The sequence below is a fragment of the Bradyrhizobium sp. 4 genome (assembly GCF_023100905.1).
Taxonomy (GTDB): Bacteria; Pseudomonadota; Alphaproteobacteria; order Rhizobiales; family Xanthobacteraceae; genus Bradyrhizobium.
In genome coordinates this window covers 3,389,535-3,413,419 of record NZ_CP064686.1, presented here as the reverse complement: position 1 = coordinate 3,413,419, position 23,885 = coordinate 3,389,535, and the positions used below count along the sequence as shown (strand labels likewise).

Sequence of the window (23,885 nt, the reverse complement as noted above, 5' to 3'; positions counted from 1 at the left end):
CTCACCTCGTCAGATATTCGCGCAGCAGGGCGCGGGCGCGATGCAGGCGTGCTTTCACGGCCTGCCGGGTCGCGCCGAGTGCGTCGGCGATTTCGTGGATGGTCATTTCCTTGACGTCGCGCATCAGCGCGACATCGCGGTAGTGCGGCGGCAGCGCCTCGAAGGCCGCCGCGACGTCGAGCCGCAAATCGGCTTCAGGACGCGACAGCAGCAGCGCCTCCGCCTCTCCGTCGTCGATCGCCGACGCGAGGCCTGCCTTACGGGCGAGCCGCAGGCATTCGCGGCGGACCACACTGAACAGCCAGGCCGAAAACGCCAGCCACGAGCGGATCGTGCCGACATGGCGAAACAGGATCCATAGCGCCTCCTGCGTCGCATCCTCGGCATCCGCCGAGCTGCGACAGGTGGCGCGGGCATAGCGGCGGATGTTCGGCTGCGCCGTCTCGAGCAGAGACGCGATCGCCTGGGGATCGCCGAGGCGCGCGGCCTCGAACAGGTCCGGCGAGATCCCAGCGGCGCTCACGACACGCCTCCTCTTCCGATGCCGGCCATCGCGCACATCGGACAATAGCCGACGAGGCCGGTCAGTGCGAAGCCGGCGCCGCCGAGCGCAACCAGCCAGGCCGCGGCGCCGGTCAGGTACACGAATGCCGCGACGGCCACCGCGACGCCAAAGGCGATCCGCACGGCCTGATGCAGGCCGCCGATGTTCTTCCTGTAAAATGCCATCACATCCTCCGAGACGAGCCGAAGCAAAATGCCTCGACCCTCAAGAGAGGGTGCGACGAGCGGAAAGGATTCGCGGCAAGTGCAATTTTTTTCGCGATCAGCCTCCGACTGCCTGATAGGCCAGACGCTTGAATTCGAAGAAGAACGGATTCCAGAAGCCCATGTAGCGCTGCGCCATCAGCACACCGGCGGTATTGGCCTGCGGGCAGATCCACCAATGGGTGCCCGCAAGGCCGCCCCACTGGAATTCGCCGGTCGAATTCGGAGGATCGAACGGCATCGGCGCGAAGGTGACGGCGCCGCCGAGGCCAAAGCCTTTGCCGGGGATCGGGCCGAGATTGGCGAAGCGGATGTTCTCGCCGGCGGGCAACTGGTTCGTCATCATCTGCCGCAGCGTCTCCGGCTTCAGCAGAGCATCCGAGCCGGGAAGCAGCGCCCGTATCAAAGCGAGCATGTCGGGCAAGGTCGAGACCAGTCCGCCGCCACCCGACAGCCGCGGGAATTGCCGCCGATAGGCTTGCGGATAAGGCAGGTCGTCGGCCCGGGTGAGGCCGGGCTTCATGGGACCGAGCACATCCGTGCCGTTGTAGAGCGCGACCAGCCTGCCCTGCTGCGCGTCCGGCACGTGGAAGCCGGTGTCGGTCATGCCGAGCGGCTCGAAGATGCGCGTCTTGAGCACGGCGTCGAGCGGCTTGCCGGAGACGACCTCCACGACACGTCCGAGCACGTCGGTCGCAACCGAATATTCCCAAGACGCGCCGGGATGAAAGGACAGCGGCAGATCGGCGAGATGGTCGATCATGTCGGTCAGCGGCGTCAACGGATTGAGAACGCGCGCCTCGTTATAGCCTTTGAACAGCACCGTACCGGGATCGAAGATGCCGTAGCTGAGGCCGGAGGTATGGGTCAGAAGCTGCCGGATCGTGATCGGGCTTTTCGCAGGCTCGACGTCGGCAAGGGTCAAAGCGCCCGGCTTGAGAACCTTGCGATTGCCGAGTTGCGGCAGGAATTTCTCGACAACGTCATCGAGCTCGATGCGGCCCTCCTCGACCAGCAGCATGACCGCGCAGGTGACGAAGATCTTGGTGTTGGAAAACGCACGAAAAATGTGATCGGGCCGCAGCGCGGTGCTCGCCTCGCGGTCGGCAAAACCGACGCACTGCTGATCGACGACCTCGCGGCCCCGCAGCACCGCCCAGGATGCACCCGGAATGATCTCCTGATCGACGTAACGCTGCATTGCCGTCCGCGCGGCGGAAAAATCAGGTGTTCTGGCGTCCATGTGTTTCCCCAATGATGGCAGGGATCGGTATAGCGTGAATTCGCCGGATATGAAGCCTGACCGCAGCTCATTCCTACTTCATGAACGCGGTGACGTGCAGGCGGCGCCGAGTCCGCATCCCCTGCCGCTGGTACAGCGCGATGGCCGACGAATTGCTCGAAAACACGTGCAGGAACGGAATTTCGCCGCGCGCCTCGATCTGGCGTGCGACAGCCGCCAGCAGCGCCTGCGCGTAGCCCCGCCCGCGATGGTCGGGGTGGACGCAGACGGCCGTCATCTCGACGAAATTTCCCGGCTTCATGCGCTCGCCGGCCATCGCGACCAATTCGCCGACAGCACGGATGCCGAGGAACGTCCCAAGTTCGTGGGTGCGCCGCGCGAATGGACCGGGCTTGGTCAACTCCGTCAGCGCCATCATGGCGGGAACGTCGGCCGCACCCAGTCGAACGATCTCGGCATCGCGAAGCCGACTGTCGGCCGGAGAGCCGATCATCTGCTCGCAGGGTCCGGCCAGCACGACTTTGAAACCTGCAGGAACATCGACGGCCTCCGGTGTGAACAGCGCGGCGACCTGCGAGCCCGACAGGAGATCACGGAGCGCGGCGAAGCTCGCCTCGGACATGTCGACCATGTCGGCAAAGGGCGTCACGTCCACCGGATAGCGCAGCGCTCGCGGGCCACCCTCGGCCAGGTGTTTATGGCTGGTCGTCAGCGCGCTCCAGATCGGGCGATCCAGCAGCCGCTCATCATGATCGGACACCGGCCTAGTCCTTGTCGAAGCTGACGATGACGGCGGCATTGGCGATCAGGATCGGGTCGTTGCCCTGTTCCGCGGCCGACGGAATCTCCAGCCCGCCCTTCACCGCGTTGACGGTGACAGTGCCGTAAGGCAGTTCCTTCGCGACCGCGTCCTTGTCAACGCTTTCCGGATTCGGCACTGCGATCGTGACGTCCACGAACATGTCGTTCGCAGTCTTGTCGATCATCCGGAAGAAGCCGAGGCTCGAATGCCTGATGGCATCAGAGACGGCACGCTTCGCCGCCTTGGTGGCGTCCCTGCCGTGAACGTCGACGCCCATGCCCATCTCGGTGATACAGCGAACGCGAGCCATGTTCTTATTCCTGTGACTGATTGAGTGGTGGAGAGTGTGGGGGATCGAACGGCACGATACAAGTGGGGTCGTCCCCTCGTATCCCGGACGCGGCGCGGCACGCAGTGGCCGCTCCATCGTTGCGGCGTTGCAAGCCGCGTGCGCTGTGCTATCGCTCAAGCGATGACTCCCAAAACTTTCGAAACCCGCTGCCTGCGCCTGCCCGCCGTCACCAAGGTGGTGCAGTGGGAGGGCACCTCGGTGTTCAAGGTCGGCGGCAAGATGTTCGCACTCGGCGGCGGCTTTGCCGCGCGCTCCGGCGGCTACATGTTCAAGGTCTCGAACATGGCCTATGCCATGTTGATCGAGCACGGCCTTGCGCGGCCGGCACCGTATCTGGCGCGCGCCAAATGGGTGCAGCTCGTCGGCAACAACGCGCTGCCGGACGCCGAGCTCACGGCCTATCTGGCGCAGGCGCACGCGATGGTCGCGACGAAACTCACGCGGAAATCCCGCAAGGCGCTGGGCCTGGATTGAAGCGCCGTTCGCTGGTGAAGCGAAAGCCTGCGCTGATTGACATCGATGATATGCCTGACTAAAGTCAGACATCATGCTCGACCCTGTTTCACGCGTCCGCCGCTTCAATCGCGCCGTCACGTCCGCCGTCGGCGCGCTCGACACGTCATTCCTGGGACGCGGGCGACCGCTGGGGGCGGCGCGCGTGCTCAACGCGATCGGGCACGGACGTTCGGACGTGGCCGAGATTCGCGACTATCTCGGCCTCGATTCCGGCCTGATGAGCCGCCTGCTCCGCAGCCTCGAGGACGAAGGGCTGGTCGAGACCATTGCGCATGAGGACGACGCGCGCCGCCGCGTGGCGACGTTGACGCGTGCGGGCCGGCGCGAGTTCGCGGCCTATGAGGCGCTGTCGAATACGCAGGCCGAGGGCTTCCTCGCCCAGCATTCGCAACGCGAAGCGCTGCTGGCAGCGATGGATTTGATTGCTTACGCATTGACGCGCGAGCGCGTCACGCTGGAGGAGATGGACCCGCGGAGCGAACAGGCGCGCTATTGCCTCGGCGAATATTATGGCGAGCTCGGCCGCCGCTTCAAGCAGGGGTTCGACGTCTCGCTGTCGCGCGATCCCGACGCCAAGGATATGCGCCGCCCGCGCGGCACATTCATCGTCGCAATGTCGGACACGCTGCCGATCGGCTGCGTCGGGCTCAAGGGCACGGATCACGGCTATGCCGAGATCAAGCGTCTCTGGGTCGCACCGGCGGCGCGCGGATTGCGGCTCGGCAGGCGCCTGATGGACGCGACCGAGAATGCCGCGCGCGGGCTCGGCATCAAGCTGCTGCGGCTCGACACCAACAGCGCGCTGGCGGAGGCCGGCCAGCTCTACCGACGAGGCGGCTGGAGCGAGATCCCCCGCTTCAATGACGACCCCTACCCGGACCTGTTCTTCGAAAAACGTCTGTGAGCGCCGGCGCCTTTTCTCCCGCTGCCGCGTTATGGCCGGAGCCGCAGGAGCACGCCATGACCAGGTCCGACCTCGCCGACATCTACCGCGACTACATCGCCTGCCTGAACCGGCAGGATTGGCCCGCCCTCGGACAGTTCGTCCACGATGACGTCGCCCACAATGCGCGACCGTTCGGACTGTCCGGCTATCGTGCCATGCTGGAGCAGGATTTTCGCGCAATTCCGGATCTGCATTTCGACATCGAGCTGCTGGTCTGCGATCCGCCCCACATCGCGTCCCGGCTGAAGTTCGATTGCACGCCGGCTGGAACGTTTCTGGGGCTGGATGTGAACGGCAGGCGCGTGTCCTTCTGCGAAAACGTGTTCTATCAATTTCGCGACGGAAAAATACGACACGTGTGGTCCATCATCGACAAGCCCGCGATCGAGGCGCAGCTCTAGCGTTGCGCCTCGACGAACCTGCTTACGCTGCTGCCGGCGCCAACTCCGCTTGCGGCTTTGGGAACGGCTTGAAATTCATCGCCATCAGGAAGGCGCCGAGGCCCATCGCCCAGGAGGCGATATAGAGCCAGGCGTAGCTCGAGAACGCATCGTAGATCAGGCCGCCGGCGAGCGGGCCCGTGGCCATGCCGAGACTACCGGCCATGGCGGTGCCGCCGATCACCGTGCCCATCATCTTGAGCGGGAAATTTTCGCGGATCAGCACCGCGTAGAGCGGCATGGTGCCGGCATAGATGAAGCCGAAGACGGCCCCGACCGCGTAGAACGTCGCGAGCTGGTGCGCGAAGACATAGGCGAGTGCGCCGAACGCCTGCAACAGCAGGCCCGAGACGAGCACGCGCTTGGCGCCGAAGCGGTCCCCCATCAGGCCGAAGGCGATGCGTCCGCCAAGGCCGGCAAAGCCCTCGATGCTGTAGATCGTCACCGCCGCGACCAGCGGGATGCCGCAGCTCACGGCATAGGAGACGGTGTGAATGATGGGGCCGGAATGGGTGGCGCAACAGAAGAAATTGGTCGCGAGCAGGATCAGGAATTGCGGCGAGCGCAGCGCCTCTCCCATCGACATTTCACCTTGCACGGCGCCCTCGCCCGCAGGCGCGGCCACGGCGTGCGCGAGCGCCGGCGGGCGGCGCACCAGGAACGAGACCGGGATCATGATGGCGCCGACCACCAGCGCCACGATCTGCATCGAGGTGCGCCAGTCATGGCCAGAGACGAGCCAGGCCGCGAGCGGCGCCATCGTCATCGGCGCCATGCCCATGCCGGCCGACACCAGCGAGACCGCAAGGCTGCGATGGGTGTCGAACCAGCCGGTCACGGTCGCCATCATCGGCGCGAAGATCGCGGCACAGGACGCCCCGACCAGAAGGCCGAAGACGAACTGAAACGCCAATAGCGAGGTGGCGTGGCTCGCCGCGAACAGGCTCACGGTTAGCACGCACGATCCAGTCAGCACCACCGGCCGCGGTCCAAACCGGTCCGTCAGCGTGCCCCAGACCATGCTGGTGCAGGCCATCGCCAGAAAGCCGATTGTCATCGCGCTGGAGATGCCGGTCACGGACCAGCCGGTATCCTTTGCGATCGGCTGCAGGAACACCGGCAGCGAAAACATGCCGCCGATGGCGACGCAGCCGAGCAAGCCGCCCGCGGCGACGATCACCCAGCGATAGGAGGAAGCGTTCATTTTGGTCTCCCGTCCGGTCTGTCTGAGTGGAAGACGAATGGGAACATGGTGGACCGACAGGCCGACGCAAGTTTTTGCGGCATGCTTTTGTGACCTGCCAAACAAAAAAATGCGAAAACAATCCCATGCACAGTAGCCGGGCGCTTTGGGATCAAGGACTTACAGCGCAGCTCTTTGCAGTGCGAAGGAAGGCCTGCCGTTTGACTTGTCGGGCAAAACACCTGCATCATGGCATCATCCCGCCGCTATTAATTCGTCCCCCGCGAACAGGCCTTCAAACAGCCGCGCTACGCCGCCACTCGCCGACTGTGAGCCAGACCGCCGAGACCAGGAAGTAGAGCGCACCGACTGCAGCATAGCCCGCGACGTTCGCGATCGAGGGAACCGCGGGCATCATGGCCTGAAAGATGAAGAAGCCGCCTGCGAGAGTCGACTGGCCACCGCTGAGCACCATGGCCCATTGCGCGCCAAGACTCCGCCAGCGGCGAATGGCCGTCCCCAACTGCAGCAGTCCGGACACAATCGCCCATGCCCCGAAGATTCCGAGAACCCGGTTCATGCTCATCTGCAAGGTCACAAGCACCGCGACGGTGGTCGCCAGGCTGACCACAACGTTCAGAGCCTGCGTGCGGTTTTGAGCGAGTCCGCCGCTGCGAACAGCGTCCGCGAAGTTGGCTGCGGCGTCCCATGCGGGATAGAGGACGAGCAAGGCGCCGGCGATCACTGGAGAAGAAGCCGCGGCGGCAAACGCAGCAGCGACCCAAGCCACCGAGAACGCCGCTCGCACGAAGTAGTATTGCTTCAGCCATCGCTCGCGGTCGGTATGAACCGGATCCAATTGATATCGCGCCATCGCAGTCTCTCCATACCGACTAGTTGGTAGTTTTCTTACACACAACGAAACCGTCTTCGACCAGCCCACTTGCTGGCTGTCGTCATCGTCTCGCTGATGTCTCTCAGTGCTTGTTGGACAGCCGGTCCAGCAGCGGGGTGGTAATCACACCGAACATCTTTGGATCGCCATAGGCACGCGCCGACAGCATGGCGCCGTGAATGGTCGCCATGAATCCTTCGGCCTCGACGCGGGCTGTGCCGGAGAGTTTGAGTTGCCCTTTTCGTTTGCCGCGCTCCATGACGGCCGTCAGCCAGGAAGCCAAGGAGCGGAAGTGCGCACGGACTTCGAGCGCAACCTCCTCCGGCAGGATCGGAAGCTCGCTGGCCAGCAGCGCGCACACGCAGAACGGCGCCGTCGCATCATTGATGCACGCCTTCCAGTAAGCGACATAGTTTTCGAGCTGCTCGCGCGGATCAGGGACATTGCGCTCGAGCGCGGACAGTCCCGCCTCGGCTTCGGCGCGGTAGCGCGACACGAGGGTGCGGACCAGATCGACCTTACTGGCGAAATGGTGGTGGATGCTCGGCTTGCGGATGCCGACCACCTCGGCCACGTCGGCGTAGCTGAAGCCGTTATAGCCGCCCGCGATGATCAAGCTGCGCGCGCACGCCAGGATGTCGTCGGCTGTCGAGGAAACGTTGGTCATGGTCCCTAGCTACCTTCCAGTTGGTAGGGCGTCAAGAACGGGATGCTTCAACCATCCGTGAGTGCTAGGAGCCTGCATGACCATTCGCCCGATCGTCCGCTATCCCGACCGCCGCCTCACGTTGCCGGCCCGCCCCGTCACGGCATTCGAGGCAACGCTCCGCGAGCTTGCAAATGATCTGCTCGAGACCATGCGCGCCGCGCCCGGCATCGGCATCACGGCGCCGCATATCGGCGTGCCCTTGCGCGTCGTCGTGCTCGAGCTCGACGCTAGGGAGGGTGCGCAGACCTATGTCAATCCGGAGATCGAGTGGGCCTCACCCGAGATGATCCTGCATCGCGAAGGCAGCGTCTCGATGCCCGGTGTCAACGACGAGGTGCAGCGCCACGCCCGCGTGCGGATCAGCTATCAGGATCTCGACGGCAACATGCACAGCGAGGAGTCGGACTCCTTGCGCGCCGTCTGCCACCAGCACGAGATCGACCAGCTCGACGGGATGTTCTGGATCCAGCGGCTGTCGCGGCTGAAGCGGGAGCGGCTGGTGAAGAAGTTCGAGAAGATGTCGCGCGGGTGAGCGGGCCGGCAAAGATCGGACTTGTGTGAAGTCGCGCCGCCTGTTCGATATGGAGAAGTCAAACCAGCCTGATATGATTGGAACGGTCGGCCCCGTCGGGAGGGACACGAATGACTCATTCAGGTCGTTGCGCCTGCGGCGCGGTTTGTTACACCATCGCGTCCGCGCCGATCCGCGGCTTCCAATGCCAGTGCAGCGACTGTCAGCGCGACACCGGCAGCGGCCACAGCTCCATCTTCGTGTTCGCGCGCAGCGCAGTCTCGGTGACAGGCGAGGTGCGCGAAATCGAGCGCACTGCCGACAGCGGCGCAGTCAAGCGCAAGGGGTTTTGTCCGAACTGCGGCTCGCCGATCTATAACAAGCCGGACGAGAAGCCGGAGTTTATCGGCATCTATGTCGGCACGCTTGACGATGCCAGCACGTTCAAACCGTCCGTCGTGCTGTTCTGCTCGCGCGGATATGCCTGGGATCACCTCGATCCCGAGATTCCCAAACTCCCGGAATGGCACCCGGGATCGCGCTGATTTTTTGCAGATTGGGAGACAGCCAATGGCGATGAGCTTCGAGCTATCGATGCTGGCCGCCGCAATCGTCTGGGGCTTCGTACAGCTTGTCGCCACCGCGCAAGCCGCGAACCTGCAATACGGCCTCAGATGGGCTGCGAGCCCGCGCGACACCGAGATGCCGCCGCTCAAGCCCATCCCCGGCCGGCTCAACCGAAATTTCCGCAACTACATGGAGACGTTTCCATTCTTTGCCGCCGCGATCCTCATCTCTCACGCCGCAGGCGCTCACAACGAGCTGACCTATTGGGGATCGATCGCCTATCTTGGCGGACGCATCGCCTACACCGCGCTTTACCTATCCGGCGTACCGCTCGTCCGCTCACTGTTCTGGAATGTCGCCAGCTTTGGCATGCTTGCAGTCTTGGCAGCGCCTTTCGTGCCTCACTGAAGCGGCGCCTTGGCGACTTTGCCTTTGCCGCGATGCCTTCACGCCCTCTTCCCGCTCCGCTTGTTCATTGGAGCATTACGACACTCGCGTTTGCCGCGTGCGATTTCCGTCGCCAGGGCGTCCAGCTTCGGCTCCCAGAAATTGCGGAACTGACCGATCCACGCATCCACCGCTTGGAGCCCCGCGACGTCGACCGAATAGAGCCGTCGTTGCGCCTCCGCCCGAACAGTCGCGAAGCCGCTCTCGCGCAGCACCTTGAGGTGCTGCGACACGGCGGCCTGCGTGATCCCGAACTCCGCTCCGATCGCCTCGACGACCTCACCTGACGCCATCTCGCCGGGCGCAAGCAGCTCAAGGATGCGACGGCGGACGGGATCGGCAAGGACATCGAAGATTTGCATCAGCTTCCTGTGCCCGGATGCGCGACGTCGGGCGGCGTCTCGCCGCGATAGAAAGCGATGGTGCGGTCCGACCGCTGCTTGGCGGAGGCAGGATCCACGCCGCTTGCGACGTGCGCCGCGCGCCAATACTCGCCGCTGCTCGTCATGAATTCCTTGCCCGCGGGAGAGCCCATCCATGCCTCGGCCGTCTCATGGTCGACCGATGCCCCGGTCGCAACATATCGCTCCAGCCCCGCAATAGCGAGATCCCAGCCGATGCCGACTGCCCCTGGACCGAACTGATTCCAATGATCCTCGATGATAGCGGTGTGCTCAAGCGTCAAGCGCGCCTGGCTTCGTTCTGCCGTCAGCTTGACATCGATCCAGCTCATCGCGCCGCCGAATTCCCACGTCGCTGCAAAATGGGTCGGCGGCGTACACGCCGTGATGGTCCCGCCGGCATTTCCCTTGAGCTGGTACTTTCCACCGAGCCGGAGATCTCCCTCGACCGGCAAGAACCAGCGCGGAATGCGTTGTGGGCTGGTCACTGCGTCCCAGAGATCGTCGACGCTGGTCTCGTATAGTCGCGTCAGCGTCACCGCACCGGCCGCTTTCCCGTCCTTCTCGAAATTCCTCACCGAGCGCGTAACCAGCCCCAATACCCTGACGATGTCGATCTCCATAGCGCTTGCTCCCTGTCGTTTCGTGCAAGGATGAATATCGATCTAAACTAATATAAGTCAACTCTTATATTCCGAGGAGATGCCGCTCAGATATTTGCCCGGCGGTTTCCCGAGCGCCTTCTTGAACATGGTGATGAAGGCCGCGACGGAGTCGTAGCCGAGAGCGGCGGATACCTGCTGGACGCTGGCGCCGGACGTCAGCTCCCGCAAGGCGACGATCAGGTGCAATTGCTGGCGCCAACGCCCAAAGCTCAAGCCCGTCTCCCGGACAATGAGGCGCGCGAGGCTGCTCTCGCTCAGCGCGACGCGATCGGCCCATTCGCCCAATGTCTTGCGATCGGAAGGGTTTTTCGCCAGCGCTGCGGCAATCTTCTTCAAGCGCGGCTCGGGCGAGAGCGGCAGATGGAGCCGCTGAACCGGCATGCGGGGAAGCTCACGCAGAAGGACGCTCGCCAGAAGGTCCACCCTCGCCTCGTCATCCGCGATCTGATCGGACAACTCGACGATCACTTCACGCAGCAGTGGGGAGATCGAAAGCGTGCAGCACCGATCCGGCAGGTCCACGAGATCAGGCTCGATGTAGACGAAGAACAGCCGGGCATTTTCTGTCGCGAGGTTGCCGTGCTGCAGGCCACCGGGAATCCACACCGCGCAATGCGGCGGCACCATCCACAGACCCGTGGGAACGCGGCACGTCACGGCGCCGCCCAGCGCAAAGACAAGTTGCCCCTTGCGGTGCCTGTGATCGGGTACCTCGCCCTTGGTCCCGATCACGTCGACGCGCACGGCGATGACGGGCGCGGAAACATCATCCACGTCGAGATCAGACCATGGAAAACGGAGCGGCTGCCGCATGCTTGCCGGTTTTTAGAAATTGATTGGCGGAACATCTAAATCGAGCGGAGAGGAATGTCGATAGGGTGCCGCCTGAACCTGCCCGGGGCGTCCGGGCGCCGCCCACGTGATCGAAAGAAACGGCCATGCATGGTTTCACGAGTACGACAGCAGCCGGGCTGCAACGCGTGGTCCGCACGCAAGCGGGGGCCGTGCGTGGCGGCCCGCGCGATGCAAGCGTGATCGCGTTCAAAGGCATTCCCTACGCAGCACCGCCGGTCGGGCCTCTGCGTTGGTGCGCACCGCAGCCGCCTGCGCCCTGGGATGGCGTGCGCGATGCGCTTGTGTTCGGCGCGGGGTGTCTATCGGCGCTCGAAAACGACCAGCGGCCGGGACCGCGTGACGAGGATTGCCTCTATCTCAATGTCTGGACCGCGGCGAAGCACGCGGATGAGAAGCGGCCCGTGATGGTGTGGATTCACGGCGGCGGCTTTCAGTTCGGCTCCTCGGCGAATCCGGCAACCGATGGCGGCCGGCTAGCAGCGAAGGGTGTCGTCGTCGTCAGCTTCAACTACCGCCTCGGCATCCTCGGCTTCCTCGCCCATCCCGATCTCGATACGGAGGCGCCCTCGGGCAATTACGGCCTGCAGGATCAACTGGCGGCGCTGCGCTGGGTCAAGGCCAACATTGCCGGCTTTGGCGGCGACCCCGACAACGTCACCCTGTTCGGCGAATCCGCCGGCGCCATGGCCGTCGGCATCCTGATGGCCTCGCCGCTCGCGCACGGACTGTTTCACAAGGCCATTGGGCAGAGCGGTGCGTTCTGGGACGGCAAGCACGGCCCACTCCAGGGCTTTGAAGAAGCCCGCGCGCGTGGTCTGGCTTATGCCCGGCAACAGCACAACGCGTCGATCGCAGCTTTGCGCAGCATGCCGGCCGATCGGTTGAATGCATCCGCGCCGTGGAGTTTCAGGACCAGCCCGGTCGTGACGGCCTTCTCGCCGAGCATCGATGGTCATGTTGTGCCTGATGTGCCCGCGCGGCGCTTCCTGCGCGGCGAACAGATGCACATCCCGCTACTGGCGGGCTGGAATGCGGCCGAGGAATTTCCTTTCCGTTCGCAGTCACTGCCCGATCAATCAGCGCAAGCCTTTGTCTCCGCGGCCGAGGCGATGTTCGGCAAGGAGCGCTTGGCCGATTTCCTGAAGGTCTACCCCGCGGCGACCGACGCGGAGGCCAGGACTTCCGCGGCGGCGCTTAACGGCGACTATGTAGTTGGCGAGCAATGCTGGCAGTGGCTGCGATTGCATTGGCGCGGGGGACGCGCGCCGGTCTACGGCTATCACTTCAGCTATACCTCGCGCTACACGCCGATCGCCTCGCACGTCACCGAAATTCCGTTCGTGTTCGGCACACTCACACCGCAACAGGTGATCGGCAGCTCGGCACCGGCGGCCGAAGAGGACCGCGCCCTGGCGCGGACCATGATGGCCTATTGGGTGAATTTCGCGGCGCATGGCGATCCCAACGGATCGGGCCTGCCACCCTGGCCGGCCTATGACGAGACGGACGTCGTGCAGATCCTGGGCACAACGATCGAAGCCCGTCCCAATCCGCAAGCCGCCCGCTTCCGCTTCCTCGCCAGTTTCAGGCAGGACGGCATTTTGCCGATGCGCTGGCGGGAGCTGCCGTAGGCGTACCTCACCCGCCCGCCATGAGCTCCTTCGCCAGCGCCATGTAGGCCGGCAGCGTCACGGGATCGTTGGCGGCGTTGCCCGCTGCGGGGTGCGAGGCGTAGCGCGCGATCACCATCTCGGCCTTGGGATCGATATAGATGCCCTGCCCGTGAACGCCGCGCGCCATATAGGCGCCGTGGGCATTGTGCGTGACCCACCATTGATTGCGATAGGAGGCACCGGGTAGCGTGGTGTAACCGGCGGGCTTGAATTTCTCGGGATCGCCGCCGCGCGCGATGTCTTCGACAACAGATGAAGGCACGATCTGCCGGCCGTTGAAGCGGCCGTGATTGCGCATGGTCTCGCCGAAGCGGGCGAGATCGCGCAAGGTGGTGGAGAGGCCCCCACCGCCGCTTTCGGTGCCGATGCGATCGACGTGGTAATGCGCGTCCTCCTCGGCGCCGATCGGCTGCCAGATGCGCTCGGAGAGCAGATCGGACAAGTTCATGCCGCTGACGCGCCGGATGATCCAGGCGAGCACGTCGGTGTTGACGGTCTTGTAGGCGAAGGCCTTGCCGTGCTCGCCCTGCTTCTTCTGCGCCATCAGAAATTCGAAGATGGTGGTCGGGCCGTCGTAATCCGGCGGAATCGGTGCCATGCCGTTCGCCCGCCGGAGGCCCCAGACGTGAGAGTTCTTGTCGGTATAGACCTCCGTGTATTCGAGCCCGGTGGTCATATCCATGACCTCGTGCACGCGCGCATCGCCGAAGGCGCTGGCCTTCAGCTCCGGCACATACTCCGTGACAGGCGCCTGCGGATCGATCTTGCCCTCGGCGACCAGAATGCCGGCGAGCACGCCCGTGAACGATTTCGTCACCGACATCGCGATATGCGGCTTGTGCGGCTTCAACGCGCCGAAATAGCGCTCATAGATCAGCCTGCCCCGATGCAGCACGGCGATGCCGTCGGTGTAGGTCTCCTCGAGCATCCTCGCGAACGTCATGGGCCGGCCGTCCATCGTGGTCGACGCGGAGGCGCCGATGTCATGGTCTTGGCGCGGCAGCACCGATGCAGGCTCCGCCCCGCGCCAGACGTTCACGGTCGGCACCAGCTGGCGAATGTTGCTCCATGCCCAGCGCAGCTCGGGGAAGCTGCGAAACGAGCCGTTCTGGAAGGAGATGGTGCGGTTTTCCGGTGGCGGGAAGCCCTTCATCCAGCCGAGTGTCTCGGAATCGGTTTCGGCGGCGGTTGCGGACGGCTGACTCGCGGCGGTGGCGGCGGACATGGGCATTGGGCTCCGGAAGCGAACGACGGGGTCTCGTATCATGGAGATACGTGGCGAACATCCAATGTTTGCGCCGAGGTGACCGTCGCCGCGCGCTTGGCGGGTTCGTCGTCAGGTCAGGCGCACCGACATGCCGCCATCCACCGTCATGGGACTGCCGGTCATGAACGATGCCCGGTCGCTCAGGAGAAAAACCGCCGCTTGCGCGATCTCCTTGGAACTGGCCATCCGCTTCATCGGGTGAAGCCCGGCGATGAAATTCAAGGCGTCGGGATTTCCCTCGCCTGCCGCCGGGGTGATGGTCCCTCCAGGCAGGAGCGCGTTGACCCGAATGCCTTCGGCCGCATGCTCGGCGCCCAGTGATTGAGCCAGGCCGATCAGTCCTGCCTTTGAGGCTGCGTACGCCGCCATTCCCGGCAGGCCCCCGTTGCTGAAGCCAACGAAGGACGAGGTAAAAACGATCGAACCGCCGCCCTGCTTGCGCAGCGCCGGGATCTGCGCCTTTGCGCTGAGGAACGCCGAGGTGAGATTCACCGCAAGCACATCGGTCCAGTTTTCGACGCTCATCTCGGGGACTGGCGTCATGTCGCCGACAATGCCGGCATTGTTGAAGGCGCCGTCGAGCTTTCCGAAAGTCTTGACGGCGTGCTCGACAAGGCGGGCTGCATAGCCGGTGTCCCGAACATCGCCGGCGAGAAACGTCGCGCGCCCTCCGGCGCTCTTGATGCTTGCAACAACGGCCTGCAGCTCGGGGCCGCGACGCGCCCCGAGCACCACATCGGCGCCTTCGGACGCGAACAATGATGCTGCGGCAGCACCGATGCCGCTGCTGGCACCGGTTATGATGATCGTCTTGTTTGCCAGTTCCACCGCGAGACTCTCCTGATGTCGAAAAGGAGCCGAACAAGACATCAGGCACCAGCGAGCTGCCACCCGTTTCCCGAGTTGAACGCGGGATCACATCGTGGCGGTATTGATCCGCGAATGGCGGCCTGCCGGTTTCCGTGATCGGAGTGACAGGCCGCCGTCAGCAGACGCTACTTCAGCGGCAAGAAAACGTCCGCGACCGTCTCGTGCTCCGGCACCTCGGGAAACAAGCTCAGCCGCTGGCAATAGATCGGGAAGTCGCGCGCTTCTTCGCCGCTGGCGGGAAGCCAGTCGCGATAAAGGAAGAGCGCGGCCGGCTCGAGATTGTCGGTGTAGCCGACGACGCGCAGCACCGCGCAACGTCCGCCGGGGATCTCGCCGGCCTTGATCTCTTCGCCGTTCGCCGCGATCGGCTGGTCGGTCCCGACGCAGAGGTCCGTGCTGTACTCGGCCGGCGAGGCAGGACGCCGCTCGGAGCGCCAGACCGTGAAGGTCGGACTTGTCCTGGGGTGCAGGTTCGCCACCTTGCGCCACGCGATGAAGCGCTGGATCGTGGCGGGAAGCGTCGCCGGGTCGCCGCGATGCTCCATGATCGCCACCTTGGTGGGTTGCACATCGCGGATCGTCACGTCGTCAAAGGTAAAGGTCTTCTGCATGAGCTTGTTCCTCGCATTGTCGAGAGGCCCGAAGGCCGCAAGCCACGGCTCCCAGTCGGGAGACTTCCGGAACGACGACGGCGATTGTCCGAACCGTTGCCGAAAGGCGCGGGCGAAGGCGTCAGGCGCATCGTAACCGGCATCCATCGCAATCTCCGTGACATCAAGGGCGTCCATAAAGGCCAGCTGATGCGAAGCGCGCTTCATGCGGGCCAGCTGGACATAGCGATGCACTGATAATCCGAAGGTTGCCGAGAACTGCCGGTGGAAATGAAATTTTGAGAAAGCCGCAACAGCACTCACCGTGTCCAGATCCAGATCATCGTCGAGATGCCGGTCGATATGATCAAGCACCCGTCGCATCCGGTCCTGATAGTTTTGCAGCGCCGCCTTCATCGTCCCTCCTCCGTGGCGGCTCCATCTAGTCGCTGACGGCCATGACACGCTCGACCGATCTTGCGGTTTGGCAGGCATCCCGTCGATCCTATTTTGAGCGTGATGGGCGCCCTCTCTCGTATATTCCAACATCTGCCGGCCGTTACTGGCCAGCAGGCTCCAACGCCTTCTGCACCATCGCGGTGTCGACATATTGGGTCATGCTGGCGATCTTGCCGTCCTTCAGCAGATAGAGATGCGCGAACGTCGCGCGCATGGATGTGCCCGTCGCCTTGTAGGTGCCTGAGTAGACGCCGAAGGCGGCGACGCGGTCGCCGTCTTCGAGATAGGTGTGAACATCGGCGCGGTAGCCGGTCCATTCAGTGGTGAGACGCCGGAACACACCTGAGATGATCGCGTCGGGTCCGACATAGGTGCCCGCGTACGGAAATCCTTCCGCTTCGGTCCATGCGGCATCGGGAGCGAGAGCGGCCAAGAGATTGCGGCCGTTCTCTTCCGACGACGATCCCTCGTAGGTGGCGCGGATCAGGTCGAGGTTCGCCCCCATCTCAACCCCATTTCATCTCGCCGGTGGCGACCTTGGCGCCGATGTCGAGTGCAACGCCCATGCCGAGGCCGGGGAAGCGCGCTTCCATCGCCGCCTTGAGCGCCGCGGACTCCTTGACCTTGGCCAGCTCTTCGTCGAACGCCTTGAGGTAGGCGATGGTGTGCTCGACACCGGATAGGTCGGTCTTCCCATCCACCGACAGATGGCCGGGGACGACGACCGCCGGCTTGCGCGCCGCGATCTTTTCGAGATTGGCGATCCAGGCGGCGCGCTGCTCTCGGGTCGGCGTGTCGGCGGTCCAGACATGGACGCCGGAGAAGATCAGCACGCCGCCGAACACCGCGTTGAGCGAGGGCACGAACAGGTAGCGCCGGTTGGCCAGGCCATCCGCGCTGACGATCTCGATGGTCTCGCCGTCCACGCTGAGCGTCTTGCCGTCGAACGCTTCGGGGATGACCACATCGGCGAGCACCTGCGGGCCGTTCGCCTTGAGCTGCGGCCCCCAGACGGCAAGCTTCTTTTCGACGCTGGCGTTAATGGCCGCCAATGTTGCGGGCGTCGCGAGCACGCGGGCCTCCGGGAACGCCGCCTTGATGGCGCCGAGGCTGAAATAATAATCCGGGTCCGACTGGCTGATATAGATGGTGGTGAGCTTCTTGCCGGTGGCCTTGATGGCGTCAGCGACAGCCTTGCCATCGGACAATGTGAAGCCGCCATCGATCAGCACGGCTTCGCTCGGCCCGGACACCAGAACGGGAGCCCGGAAGAAGCCGTTCTGTCCGGCTGGAAAATGCTTCCAGGTGAGTCCGCCGGCGGCATGGCCGACGCCTGCGGGTGCGAAGACTGCTGCGGCGCCCGCGGCGAGAGTGGTTTTCATGATGGTTCTCCTTGTCAGCATGTTGGTCTCCTGGTGCTGGTCTGCAATTTCGAAATTCAAATGGGATGGTCTCGACTGTGTTGATCGCTGCGCTCACGCCGCCTTCAGTCCATCGATCAGGACGTCCAGGCTGCCGAACAGCGCGCTTGCTTGCACAAGGCCGCGATCATTGCCGGTGCCTACGATCAGGGCCGGGACGCCGTTGGCGCCGAGCCGGCGCATTTCGGCACGCGCTGCCTCGAGACGCGCGCGATACGCGGCGATCAATACGTTGTCGGGGCTCGCCAGGCGGGCGGCAACCTCCGGCAAGTTCATCGCGCAGAGCACATCCGACAGAACGGACATGTCGGTGCTGTCGCGGCCTTCGACATAGCGGACGAGCTGGAAGGCCTTCAGCGCCGCGAACTCCCGATCAGGCGCCGTGAGCGCGACAGCCGTGAGCGCCAATGTGGCCGGGCCGGAGTCGAACAGGCGCGTGCGGTCGCCCAGCACATCGCGGCGATAGGCTTCGCTGAAGGGCTGACCGCTCAAGCGCGAAATCCGCTGGTCGTTGGTCTAGGCATAGGCGGCAAAGCCGTCGTCCATCGGACGCGCGCCCTCGCCGGCGAACAGGCCTGTCGGCGCAAGTTCGATAGCAAAATCCGGTCGGGCGACGAGTTGCTCGATCAGCGTGGAGGCCCCGTAGCACCAGCCGCAGAGCGGGTCGAACAGGTAGGTGATGGGAATGCGCGCGGACATGGCGATCTCCTTGAACCGCAATGTGGCATGCGCACATTGGTAGATAAATATCAACAAAACAGACAGAATGTATGGTATTAGCTAACAGTAGATCTGACCGGACGAGCCATGAACCTGAACCGCCTCGCCTATTTCGCAGCCGTCGTGGACACCGGATCCTTCACGCGGGCAGCCGAGCGGCTCGGCATCACCAAGGCCGTGGTCAGCCAGCAAGTGGCGCAACTGGAGCGCGATCTCGGCACCAGCCTTCTCGTGCGCACGACGCGCCGGGTCCATCCGACCGACGCGGGCCGCATGTTTCATGCGCGCTGCGTCATGATCCTGCGCGAAGCCGAGGATGCCTTCGACGAACTCGCTCAGGCAGCCGCTGCGCCGACCGGCACATTGCGGATCACGGCGCCGAACGACTACGGCACCGCCGTCGTCGTCGCCGTCGTCACCGCCTACGCGGCACGCTATCCCAACTGCCGGGTGGAGTTGACGCTCGAAGATCAGACGGTCGACCTCGCCTCAGGCCAGATCGACATGGCGATCCGGGTCGGCTGGCTGGTCGATTCCAGCCTGCAAGCGCGCAAGATCGGATCGTTCCGGCAATGTCTGGTCGGCGCTCCCGCGTTCACGGATCGGATCGCCGCCGCGCGCGATCCCGACGACCTCGTGACGCTCCCGTTCGTCGCCAACATGGCGCTGCGCGAGCCGCTGCTGTGGCAGTTCTCGCGCGGCGATCTCGATCGACGCGCCGTGCGCCTGCAGGCGAGCATCGCCATCGACACGACACCGGGCGTGCTCGCGGCCGTGCTCGCCGGCGGCGGTCTGTCGGTGCTGCCGGATTTCCTGGTGGCGGACGATCTCGCGGCGGGGCGCCTCATCCACATCCTGCCGCAATGGCAACTGCCATCCGGCGGCATCCACACGGTCTACCCTGCGGCTCGCTTCCGCCCGCCCAAGGTCACCGCGTTTGTGGAGATGCTGATCGCGGCTCAGCGACGGGCGGGTTCGGTCGTATGAGCCGCACGGCTTTTGCTTATTGTTTGAAACAATGCTCGCGGTGCCACTTCAGGAAGTGCGGATGTGGACGGTCCGATGCCCGGCGCGGCGCAAGAGCGTGCCCTGTCTTGTTGATGATCGATCGCACTCCATCCAGATCATTTGTTTGGCGCGAGATCAATATCTCCAAATCATCCGCGAAGCCGATGAGACCACGATCAAACATCCAATGTGCGGTGCCGGAAAGAGCAATCCCATTGCTGATGATGTCCGGCCCGTTTGCCTCGACGGGTCGTATGTGAGCCGCCGCGACCTCAGCGCGCCCCATCCCATTGATGAGCTTGAGGCCGGTGACGGCGCAACGCTCATCGTAGGCGCGGAGGACGATACGGCGAAACACTCGGTCGCGCAGGATTCTCGATACCGTCACGCTCACACGGTCGCGCTGCTGCTCAACCGTGAACGGCACCTGCGGCTGGTCGTTAAGATCGAGCAATGGGAGGTCGCCGTCGCGCCGCGGCAGCAGAGGCGCGTTCTCTGCGAAACCAATCTCGCATATCCTATTGAAATCGTCGACGGAGATTGGGCGGACTGCGGACTGAGCGCGTCCTGAAATCCGTCCCTGCTCGTTAAGGACGCCGCGCTCTACTGGACCTGTCGGTCCGTTGAATGGGACTGGATTGGCAAAATCGAGATAGCTTCCGGGTTCAATCAAAGCGAGATACATCCCGGAAGTACCGGGATCGGGAATAACCTGCCGAACCCGAGCAATTGCAAAGTAACCGCGCGTTTCTACGACCTTGCTCGGTTCGTAATATACTATCCAATCGCCGATGCAGGCTTCAACGCGATGAAGATATTGACTGGGAAATTGGTACTGCTCAGCGGGGCTATCATCGTAGATCGAGTCCAATCGATGGATGAATACCCCAAATCCCATGACCTAAGCGGCGCTGCCTCTCCAAGAAACAACACTCAGCGATGCTGGACCAATAGCAGTCACCACCCTACTCCCACTCGATTGTTCTCAAGCACGATAACGCAACGATCTGTCGAGGCCAACCTTTCTGACAGCGACCTGCCCCGCGTCAGTCGCGCGATACCACCAGCCCTGCCAGCAGCGGCGCATACGCGGCGAGCCGGCGGGATACGAACTCCGTGAAGAGCCGCACGCGCTTGGTCTTGCGTGTCTCGCCCTGTGTGAGGAGCCAGACCGTTCCGTACATGTGCAACTCGCTGCCCGGCACCCTCGCCAGCAGCGGGTCGGCATCGCCGACGAAGCACGGCAGCGTCGTGATGCCGAGCCCTTGCCGGACCGCAACGATCTGCGCCCCGGCGTCCGTGACCCTGAATGGAACGCCCGTGGTGCGAACCTCACCCGCGCTGGCCCAGTCCGGGATGCCGTGAATGCTGATGACGATCCAGCGGATGGGATCAGGCGCGCCGGCACGCCACGCGGCCAGTCGATCCCTGGACATGTAGACGCCGCCGAACAGCTCGGGTCCCTTCATGCCGTGAAGATTTTGCGGCAGCGTTTTGCGATCGTAGACGACGCGGATCGCGACGTCGGCCTCCCGGTTGGTCAGATTTGCCAGCTCGCCGAACGACAGGATATCCATCTCGATATCGGGATGCAGACGCGCGAAATCGGCGAAATCAGGCATGAGCAAATGTGTCGCCATCGGCGGCGCCAGCGTCACCCGCAGACGCCCGCGCACGCTCTGGTCGCGCCCGAACACGCGCGTCTCCAGCTGGTGCGACGACGCTTCCATCTGGTCCGCGAATTCGAGGACCTCCTCGCCCGCAGCCGTCAGCCGGTAGCCCGAAGGCAGCTTTTCGAACATCTGGACCCCGAGGCGTTCCTCGAGCTGGGCGATGCGTCGCAGCACGGTCGCGTGGTTCACGCCGAGGTGCTCGGCGGCCGCCCGCACCGAGCCTCCCCGCGCGACGGCTAGAAAATAGCGAATATCGTCCCAGTCGATCATGGTGCAATCCCGCACCGCGCGGTGCGCCTTCCAAGTCCAATCGAACGCCTCGTACCGCAGTATGGGCGGTCATCATAGCCCCGTTCCGGCAGGCGCAGCCCCTTCCCAACGGCCCGACGTCGATCGTCGCCGCTGGCGTCAGTCGTCCGGCCGGATCGATTTCGCACCACCGATGTGCGCGTTTCCGCACTCAACGCCTGCCGCCGCCGGACCTATCTCGCGGGTCTCGGGGGCAGATGCTGTCCCGACACCACGACAGGAGAAATCATGGGAAAGCTTGACGGCAAGGTTGCGGTCATCACGGGCGGATCGAGCGGCATGGCGCTGGCGAGCGCCAGGCGGTTCGTTGAAGAAGGCGCTTATGTTTTCGTCACGGGCCGGAGGCAGGAGGCGCTCGACGACGCCGTCAAGTTGATTGGCCGGAACGTGACGGGCGTGCGCGGCGACGCGGCCAATCTCGACGACCTCGACCGCCTGTTCGAAACGGTCAAGCGGGACAAGGGCAGGATCGACGTCCTGTACGCGAGCGCCGGCATGGGCGAAGCCGTCCCACTGGGCGAGATCACCGAGCAGCATTTCGATGCAACCTTCGGCCTGAATACGCGCGGCACGCTGTTTACTGTGCAGAAGGCGTTGCCGCTGTTTCGCGATGGCGGATCGATCTTCATGACGGGGTCCGTTGCGTCGGTGAAAGGTTTTCCTGGTTACGGCGTGTATGCGGCGAGCAAGGCGGCGCTGCGCTCATTTGCACGCACGTGGCTCAACGAACTGAAGGGCAGGAATATCCGGGTGAACGTGCTGAGCCCGGGGCCGATCGCCACACCGATGCAGGATCAGGTTCTCACCGAGGAAGCGAAGCGGATGTTCGAATCCCTGATCCCCAGGGGAACGATGGGTCGTCCTGAGGAAATCGCGGCGGTCGCGCTGTTTCTTGCTTCAGACGATTCGAGCTTCGTGAATGGGGTGGAGTTGTCGGTCGACGGCGGCTTCTCGGCCATCTGAACGGCCCGGAAATCAATATCAACACGGATTGGAGAAATATTATGAGCTACGCAATCATAGGATTCGGCAAGATCGGTCAGGCCCTCGCCCATGCCTTCGCCCGTAAAAGCATCGCCGTAACGGTCGCGAGCCGCCGGCCGCCCGAGGCGTTGGCGCCGCAGGCCCGGGCGATTGGACCCACGGTCGTCGCCAAGTCGCTGCGGGAAGCACTGGAGGCCGACACGATCATCCTGGCGGTCCCGTTCGGGGAGCATCGCGAGGTTGCGAAGGCCCTGCCGAGCTGGAAAGGCAAGACGATCATCGACGCGACGAACGGGTTTGGAGAAGAGCTGGATGGTCTTCTGTCCTCCGCTGTCGTCGCGAAGGCGTTCACCGGCGCCAAGCTCGTGAAAGGTTTCAATCACCTGGGTGCGGCCACTCTGGCCACCGATCCGGTCGTCGAGGGCGGCCACCGCGTCGTCTTTCTCTCGAGCGACGACGACGACGCGATTGCTCCCGTGGCGGCGCTGGCCAAACAACTCGGGTTCGCACCCGTCAAGCTGGGAAAGCTCAACGAGGGTGGCGCGCTGGTGCACGCACGCGGCCGGGTTTGGGGCCCGCTCATCTTCCAGGATTTGTTCAGGAAGGAGCAGTAATCGGCGTATCGGCGCCGTTTCAGGAGCGGAGCGACGCCCGGCGAAGCGGGCGGATTACGCCTTGCGGCTAATCCGCCCTGCGCACTGGCCGTGACGACCGCAGGCGTGCCCTCTACCGCCGCATCGACAACCGCGGAGAACCTGGCCTTGGCATCGCGAATTCAATTTCGCGTATGGGCAAGCCTGGATTTTTATAGCTTCACACCGACGCTCGTCAGAAAGCTTCCCATACGGTTGTCAATTTCGGCCTTCGTCTCCGCCCACGCCGGGAACGACCGAAGAAGATTGTCGTGCCAGGCGATCAAGTTCGGATAGTCCTTGAACGGAAACTTTGCACGATCGACCTGGGAGAAAGGCGCCGCAATATCGATATCAGCAAAGGTCAACGCATCGCCAACCATGAACTTGCGGCCTTGAAGATGCTGGTCGAGGACCTTCGCTGCGGCGCGGATCTTACGCTCAGCGAACGCGATGAGGGACTCGTCCTTCGGCAAGCCCATGATCGTCTTGGCGACGCGCTCGTCGAAGAGAGTGGTCGTGAAGGTGCGCCACTGTTCGCCGGACCAGAACATCCACTGAAGCACCTGGAATTGCTCCTCCGGCGTGGTTCCGACCAGCGGCGAGTTCACCTTGCTGGCGAGATACAGATTGATCGCTGACGCTTCCCAGACAATGGTGTCCCCATCCTCCAGAACCGGAGTGAGACCGTTGGGATTGAGACGTGATTTGAACGCGTCGGTTTGGCTCTCGCCTTTGAAAAGGTCGACGTTCACGCGATCGAGTTCAATGCCCATGATCTTCGCAGCCGTGGTCACGCGACGCAAGCTGCCCGAGCCCGCATCACCATAGATCTTGATTGCCATCACTCTTCCTTTCAGCACGGCCCCCTGAGCTGGCGGCCGAACGCCGAGTCGCATATTCATTTTGCAAATGAAATTGACGCCTATAGAATGCCATCTATTCCGGAGAGGAATGGACTGAGGATTGTATGCGCGGC

At 63.7% G+C, this 23,885-nt stretch carries 31 protein-coding genes; 10 read left to right on the top strand and 21 right to left on the bottom strand.

The window, feature by feature from the left end; translation table 11 throughout:
* Window position 1 precedes the first annotated feature (1 nt).
* The 5 genes from IVB45_RS15630 to IVB45_RS15610 all read right to left on the bottom strand — a co-directional run bounded on the left by IVB45_RS15630 (window position 2) and on the right by IVB45_RS15610 (window position 3,123).
* Window positions 2-523, bottom strand: coding sequence for a sigma-70 family RNA polymerase sigma factor (locus tag IVB45_RS15630; RefSeq protein ID WP_247360550.1), 522 nt, complete (start codon window positions 521-523; stop codon window positions 2-4).
* Entirely contained in the window at window positions 520-729 is a 210-nt protein-coding gene (locus IVB45_RS15625; RefSeq protein WP_027569619.1) for a DUF2892 domain-containing protein, read from the bottom strand. The genes IVB45_RS15630 and IVB45_RS15625 overlap by 4 nt, the downstream gene beginning before the upstream one ends.
* Window positions 730-826: 97 nt before the next feature.
* Window positions 827-2,011 carry a serine hydrolase domain-containing protein gene (locus tag IVB45_RS15620; RefSeq protein ID WP_247360549.1) on the bottom strand — a complete coding sequence of 395 codons (1,185 nt, stop codon included), beginning with the start codon at window positions 2,009-2,011 and terminating at the stop codon, window positions 827-829.
* 73 nt (window positions 2,012-2,084) lie between these two features.
* Window positions 2,085-2,771: a GNAT family N-acetyltransferase gene (locus IVB45_RS15615; RefSeq protein ID WP_247360548.1), complete on the bottom strand. Its 687-nt coding sequence runs from the start codon at window positions 2,769-2,771 to the stop codon at window positions 2,085-2,087.
* 4 nt (window positions 2,772-2,775) lie between these two features.
* Window positions 2,776-3,123: a Lin0512 family protein gene (locus tag IVB45_RS15610; protein WP_247360547.1), complete on the bottom strand. Its 348-nt coding sequence runs from the start codon at window positions 3,121-3,123 to the stop codon at window positions 2,776-2,778.
* Between the two features lie 162 nt (window positions 3,124-3,285).
* Between IVB45_RS15610 and IVB45_RS15605 the strand changes: the two genes are divergently transcribed.
* The 3 genes from IVB45_RS15605 to IVB45_RS15595 all read left to right on the top strand — a co-directional run bounded on the left by IVB45_RS15605 (window position 3,286) and on the right by IVB45_RS15595 (window position 5,028).
* Window positions 3,286-3,639, top strand: coding sequence for an MmcQ/YjbR family DNA-binding protein (locus IVB45_RS15605; protein WP_247286471.1), 354 nt, complete (start codon window positions 3,286-3,288; stop codon window positions 3,637-3,639).
* Between the two features lie 73 nt (window positions 3,640-3,712).
* Window positions 3,713-4,585, top strand: coding sequence for a bifunctional helix-turn-helix transcriptional regulator/GNAT family N-acetyltransferase (locus tag IVB45_RS15600; RefSeq protein WP_247360546.1), 873 nt, complete (start codon window positions 3,713-3,715; stop codon window positions 4,583-4,585).
* Between the two features lie 56 nt (window positions 4,586-4,641).
* A complete protein-coding gene (locus tag IVB45_RS15595; RefSeq protein ID WP_247360545.1) occupies window positions 4,642-5,028 on the top strand; it encodes an ester cyclase in 387 nt (128 codons plus the stop codon).
* 22 nt (window positions 5,029-5,050) lie between these two features.
* Here IVB45_RS15595 and IVB45_RS15590 read toward each other — a convergent pair whose 3' ends face one another.
* From IVB45_RS15590 to IVB45_RS15580, 3 genes are all read right to left on the bottom strand, one after another.
* Window positions 5,051-6,271 carry an MFS transporter gene (locus tag IVB45_RS15590; protein WP_247360544.1) on the bottom strand — a complete coding sequence of 407 codons (1,221 nt, stop codon included), beginning with the start codon at window positions 6,269-6,271 and terminating at the stop codon, window positions 5,051-5,053.
* Between the two features lie 274 nt (window positions 6,272-6,545).
* The gene (locus tag IVB45_RS15585; RefSeq protein WP_247360543.1) at window positions 6,546-7,124 is read right to left on the bottom strand and encodes a DUF308 domain-containing protein; all 579 of its coding nucleotides are present in this window, start codon (window positions 7,122-7,124) and stop codon (window positions 6,546-6,548) included.
* A 103-nt stretch (window positions 7,125-7,227) separates the two neighbouring features.
* Window positions 7,228-7,812 (bottom strand): TetR/AcrR family transcriptional regulator, encoded by a 585-nt coding sequence (locus IVB45_RS15580; protein ID WP_247360541.1) that lies wholly within the window; start codon window positions 7,810-7,812, stop codon window positions 7,228-7,230.
* Between the two features lie 76 nt (window positions 7,813-7,888).
* Here IVB45_RS15580 and IVB45_RS15575 point away from each other — a divergent pair, with 76 nt between their 5' ends.
* From IVB45_RS15575 to IVB45_RS15565, 3 genes are all read left to right on the top strand, one after another.
* Entirely contained in the window at window positions 7,889-8,386 is a 498-nt protein-coding gene (locus IVB45_RS15575) for a peptide deformylase (protein ID WP_247360540.1), read from the top strand.
* Between the two features lie 110 nt (window positions 8,387-8,496).
* Window positions 8,497-8,910 (top strand): GFA family protein, encoded by a 414-nt coding sequence (locus tag IVB45_RS15570; RefSeq protein WP_247360539.1) that lies wholly within the window; start codon window positions 8,497-8,499, stop codon window positions 8,908-8,910.
* A gap of 25 nt (window positions 8,911-8,935) precedes the next feature.
* Window positions 8,936-9,340, top strand: a complete 405-nt coding sequence (locus IVB45_RS15565) for an MAPEG family protein (protein WP_247360538.1) — start codon at window positions 8,936-8,938, stop codon at window positions 9,338-9,340.
* A gap of 38 nt (window positions 9,341-9,378) precedes the next feature.
* Here IVB45_RS15565 and IVB45_RS15560 read toward each other — a convergent pair whose 3' ends face one another.
* From IVB45_RS15560 to IVB45_RS15550, 3 genes are read right to left on the bottom strand one after another with little or no spacing between them, the layout of a single operon-like run.
* A complete protein-coding gene (locus IVB45_RS15560) occupies window positions 9,379-9,741 on the bottom strand; it encodes a metalloregulator ArsR/SmtB family transcription factor (RefSeq protein WP_247360537.1) in 363 nt (120 codons plus the stop codon).
* Window positions 9,741-10,403 (bottom strand): SRPBCC family protein, encoded by a 663-nt coding sequence (locus IVB45_RS15555; protein WP_247360536.1) that lies wholly within the window; start codon window positions 10,401-10,403, stop codon window positions 9,741-9,743. Before IVB45_RS15555 ends, IVB45_RS15560 begins: the two co-directional genes overlap by 1 nt.
* Before the next feature lie 57 nt (window positions 10,404-10,460).
* Entirely contained in the window at window positions 10,461-11,258 is a 798-nt protein-coding gene (locus IVB45_RS15550) for a helix-turn-helix transcriptional regulator (protein WP_247360535.1), read from the bottom strand.
* A gap of 125 nt (window positions 11,259-11,383) precedes the next feature.
* On the opposite strand from IVB45_RS15550, the gene IVB45_RS15545 reads away from it, so the two are divergent.
* On the top strand, window positions 11,384-12,931 hold the full coding sequence (locus tag IVB45_RS15545) for a carboxylesterase family protein (RefSeq protein ID WP_247360534.1): 1,548 nt from the start codon (window positions 11,384-11,386) through the stop codon (window positions 12,929-12,931).
* A gap of 7 nt (window positions 12,932-12,938) precedes the next feature.
* On the opposite strand, the gene IVB45_RS15540 is transcribed toward IVB45_RS15545, so the two are convergent.
* The 7 genes from IVB45_RS15540 to IVB45_RS39070 all read right to left on the bottom strand — a co-directional run bounded on the left by IVB45_RS15540 (window position 12,939) and on the right by IVB45_RS39070 (window position 18,279).
* Window positions 12,939-14,198 (bottom strand): serine hydrolase, encoded by a 1,260-nt coding sequence (locus IVB45_RS15540; protein WP_247360533.1) that lies wholly within the window; start codon window positions 14,196-14,198, stop codon window positions 12,939-12,941.
* Window positions 14,199-14,309: 111 nt separating this feature from the next.
* Window positions 14,310-15,068: an SDR family oxidoreductase gene (locus IVB45_RS15535; RefSeq protein ID WP_247360531.1), complete on the bottom strand. Its 759-nt coding sequence runs from the start codon at window positions 15,066-15,068 to the stop codon at window positions 14,310-14,312.
* A 167-nt stretch (window positions 15,069-15,235) separates the two neighbouring features.
* Window positions 15,236-16,117, bottom strand: a complete 882-nt coding sequence (locus IVB45_RS15530; RefSeq protein ID WP_247360530.1) for an AraC family transcriptional regulator — start codon at window positions 16,115-16,117, stop codon at window positions 15,236-15,238.
* Between the two features lie 142 nt (window positions 16,118-16,259).
* On the bottom strand, window positions 16,260-16,664 hold the full coding sequence (locus IVB45_RS15525) for a nuclear transport factor 2 family protein (protein ID WP_247360529.1): 405 nt from the start codon (window positions 16,662-16,664) through the stop codon (window positions 16,260-16,262).
* Between the two features lies 1 nt (window position 16,665).
* Window positions 16,666-17,562, bottom strand: a complete 897-nt coding sequence (locus IVB45_RS15520) for an MBL fold metallo-hydrolase (RefSeq protein ID WP_247360528.1) — start codon at window positions 17,560-17,562, stop codon at window positions 16,666-16,668.
* A gap of 72 nt (window positions 17,563-17,634) precedes the next feature.
* Window positions 17,635-18,072: a hypothetical protein gene (locus IVB45_RS15515; RefSeq protein WP_346015313.1), complete on the bottom strand. Its 438-nt coding sequence runs from the start codon at window positions 18,070-18,072 to the stop codon at window positions 17,635-17,637.
* Window positions 18,073-18,096: 24 nt separating this feature from the next.
* Complete coding sequence (locus tag IVB45_RS39070; protein WP_346015312.1) at window positions 18,097-18,279, bottom strand: hypothetical protein; 183 nt, start codon at window positions 18,277-18,279, stop codon at window positions 18,097-18,099.
* Between the two features lie 108 nt (window positions 18,280-18,387).
* Between IVB45_RS39070 and IVB45_RS15510 the strand changes: the two genes are divergently transcribed.
* Window positions 18,388-19,287, top strand: coding sequence for a LysR family transcriptional regulator (locus tag IVB45_RS15510; protein ID WP_247360527.1), 900 nt, complete (start codon window positions 18,388-18,390; stop codon window positions 19,285-19,287).
* Window positions 19,288-19,303: 16 nt separating this feature from the next.
* On the opposite strand, the gene IVB45_RS15505 is transcribed toward IVB45_RS15510, so the two are convergent.
* The gene (locus tag IVB45_RS15505) at window positions 19,304-20,206 is read right to left on the bottom strand and encodes an HNH endonuclease (RefSeq protein WP_247360526.1); all 903 of its coding nucleotides are present in this window, start codon (window positions 20,204-20,206) and stop codon (window positions 19,304-19,306) included.
* Window positions 20,207-20,354: 148 nt separating this feature from the next.
* Window positions 20,355-21,251: a LysR family transcriptional regulator gene (locus tag IVB45_RS15500; protein WP_247360525.1), complete on the bottom strand. Its 897-nt coding sequence runs from the start codon at window positions 21,249-21,251 to the stop codon at window positions 20,355-20,357.
* A gap of 267 nt (window positions 21,252-21,518) precedes the next feature.
* Between IVB45_RS15500 and IVB45_RS15495 the strand changes: the two genes are divergently transcribed.
* Window positions 21,519-22,253, top strand: a complete 735-nt coding sequence (locus tag IVB45_RS15495) for an SDR family oxidoreductase (RefSeq protein ID WP_247286501.1) — start codon at window positions 21,519-21,521, stop codon at window positions 22,251-22,253.
* Between the two features lie 41 nt (window positions 22,254-22,294).
* The gene (locus IVB45_RS15490; RefSeq protein ID WP_247286502.1) at window positions 22,295-22,888 is read left to right on the top strand and encodes an NAD(P)-binding domain-containing protein; all 594 of its coding nucleotides are present in this window, start codon (window positions 22,295-22,297) and stop codon (window positions 22,886-22,888) included.
* 191 nt (window positions 22,889-23,079) lie between these two features.
* Here the strand turns inward: IVB45_RS15490 and IVB45_RS15485 are convergent, their stop codons facing one another.
* On the bottom strand, window positions 23,080-23,751 hold the full coding sequence (locus IVB45_RS15485; protein WP_247360524.1) for a glutathione S-transferase family protein: 672 nt from the start codon (window positions 23,749-23,751) through the stop codon (window positions 23,080-23,082).
* Between the last annotated feature and the right edge of the window lie 134 nt (window positions 23,752-23,885).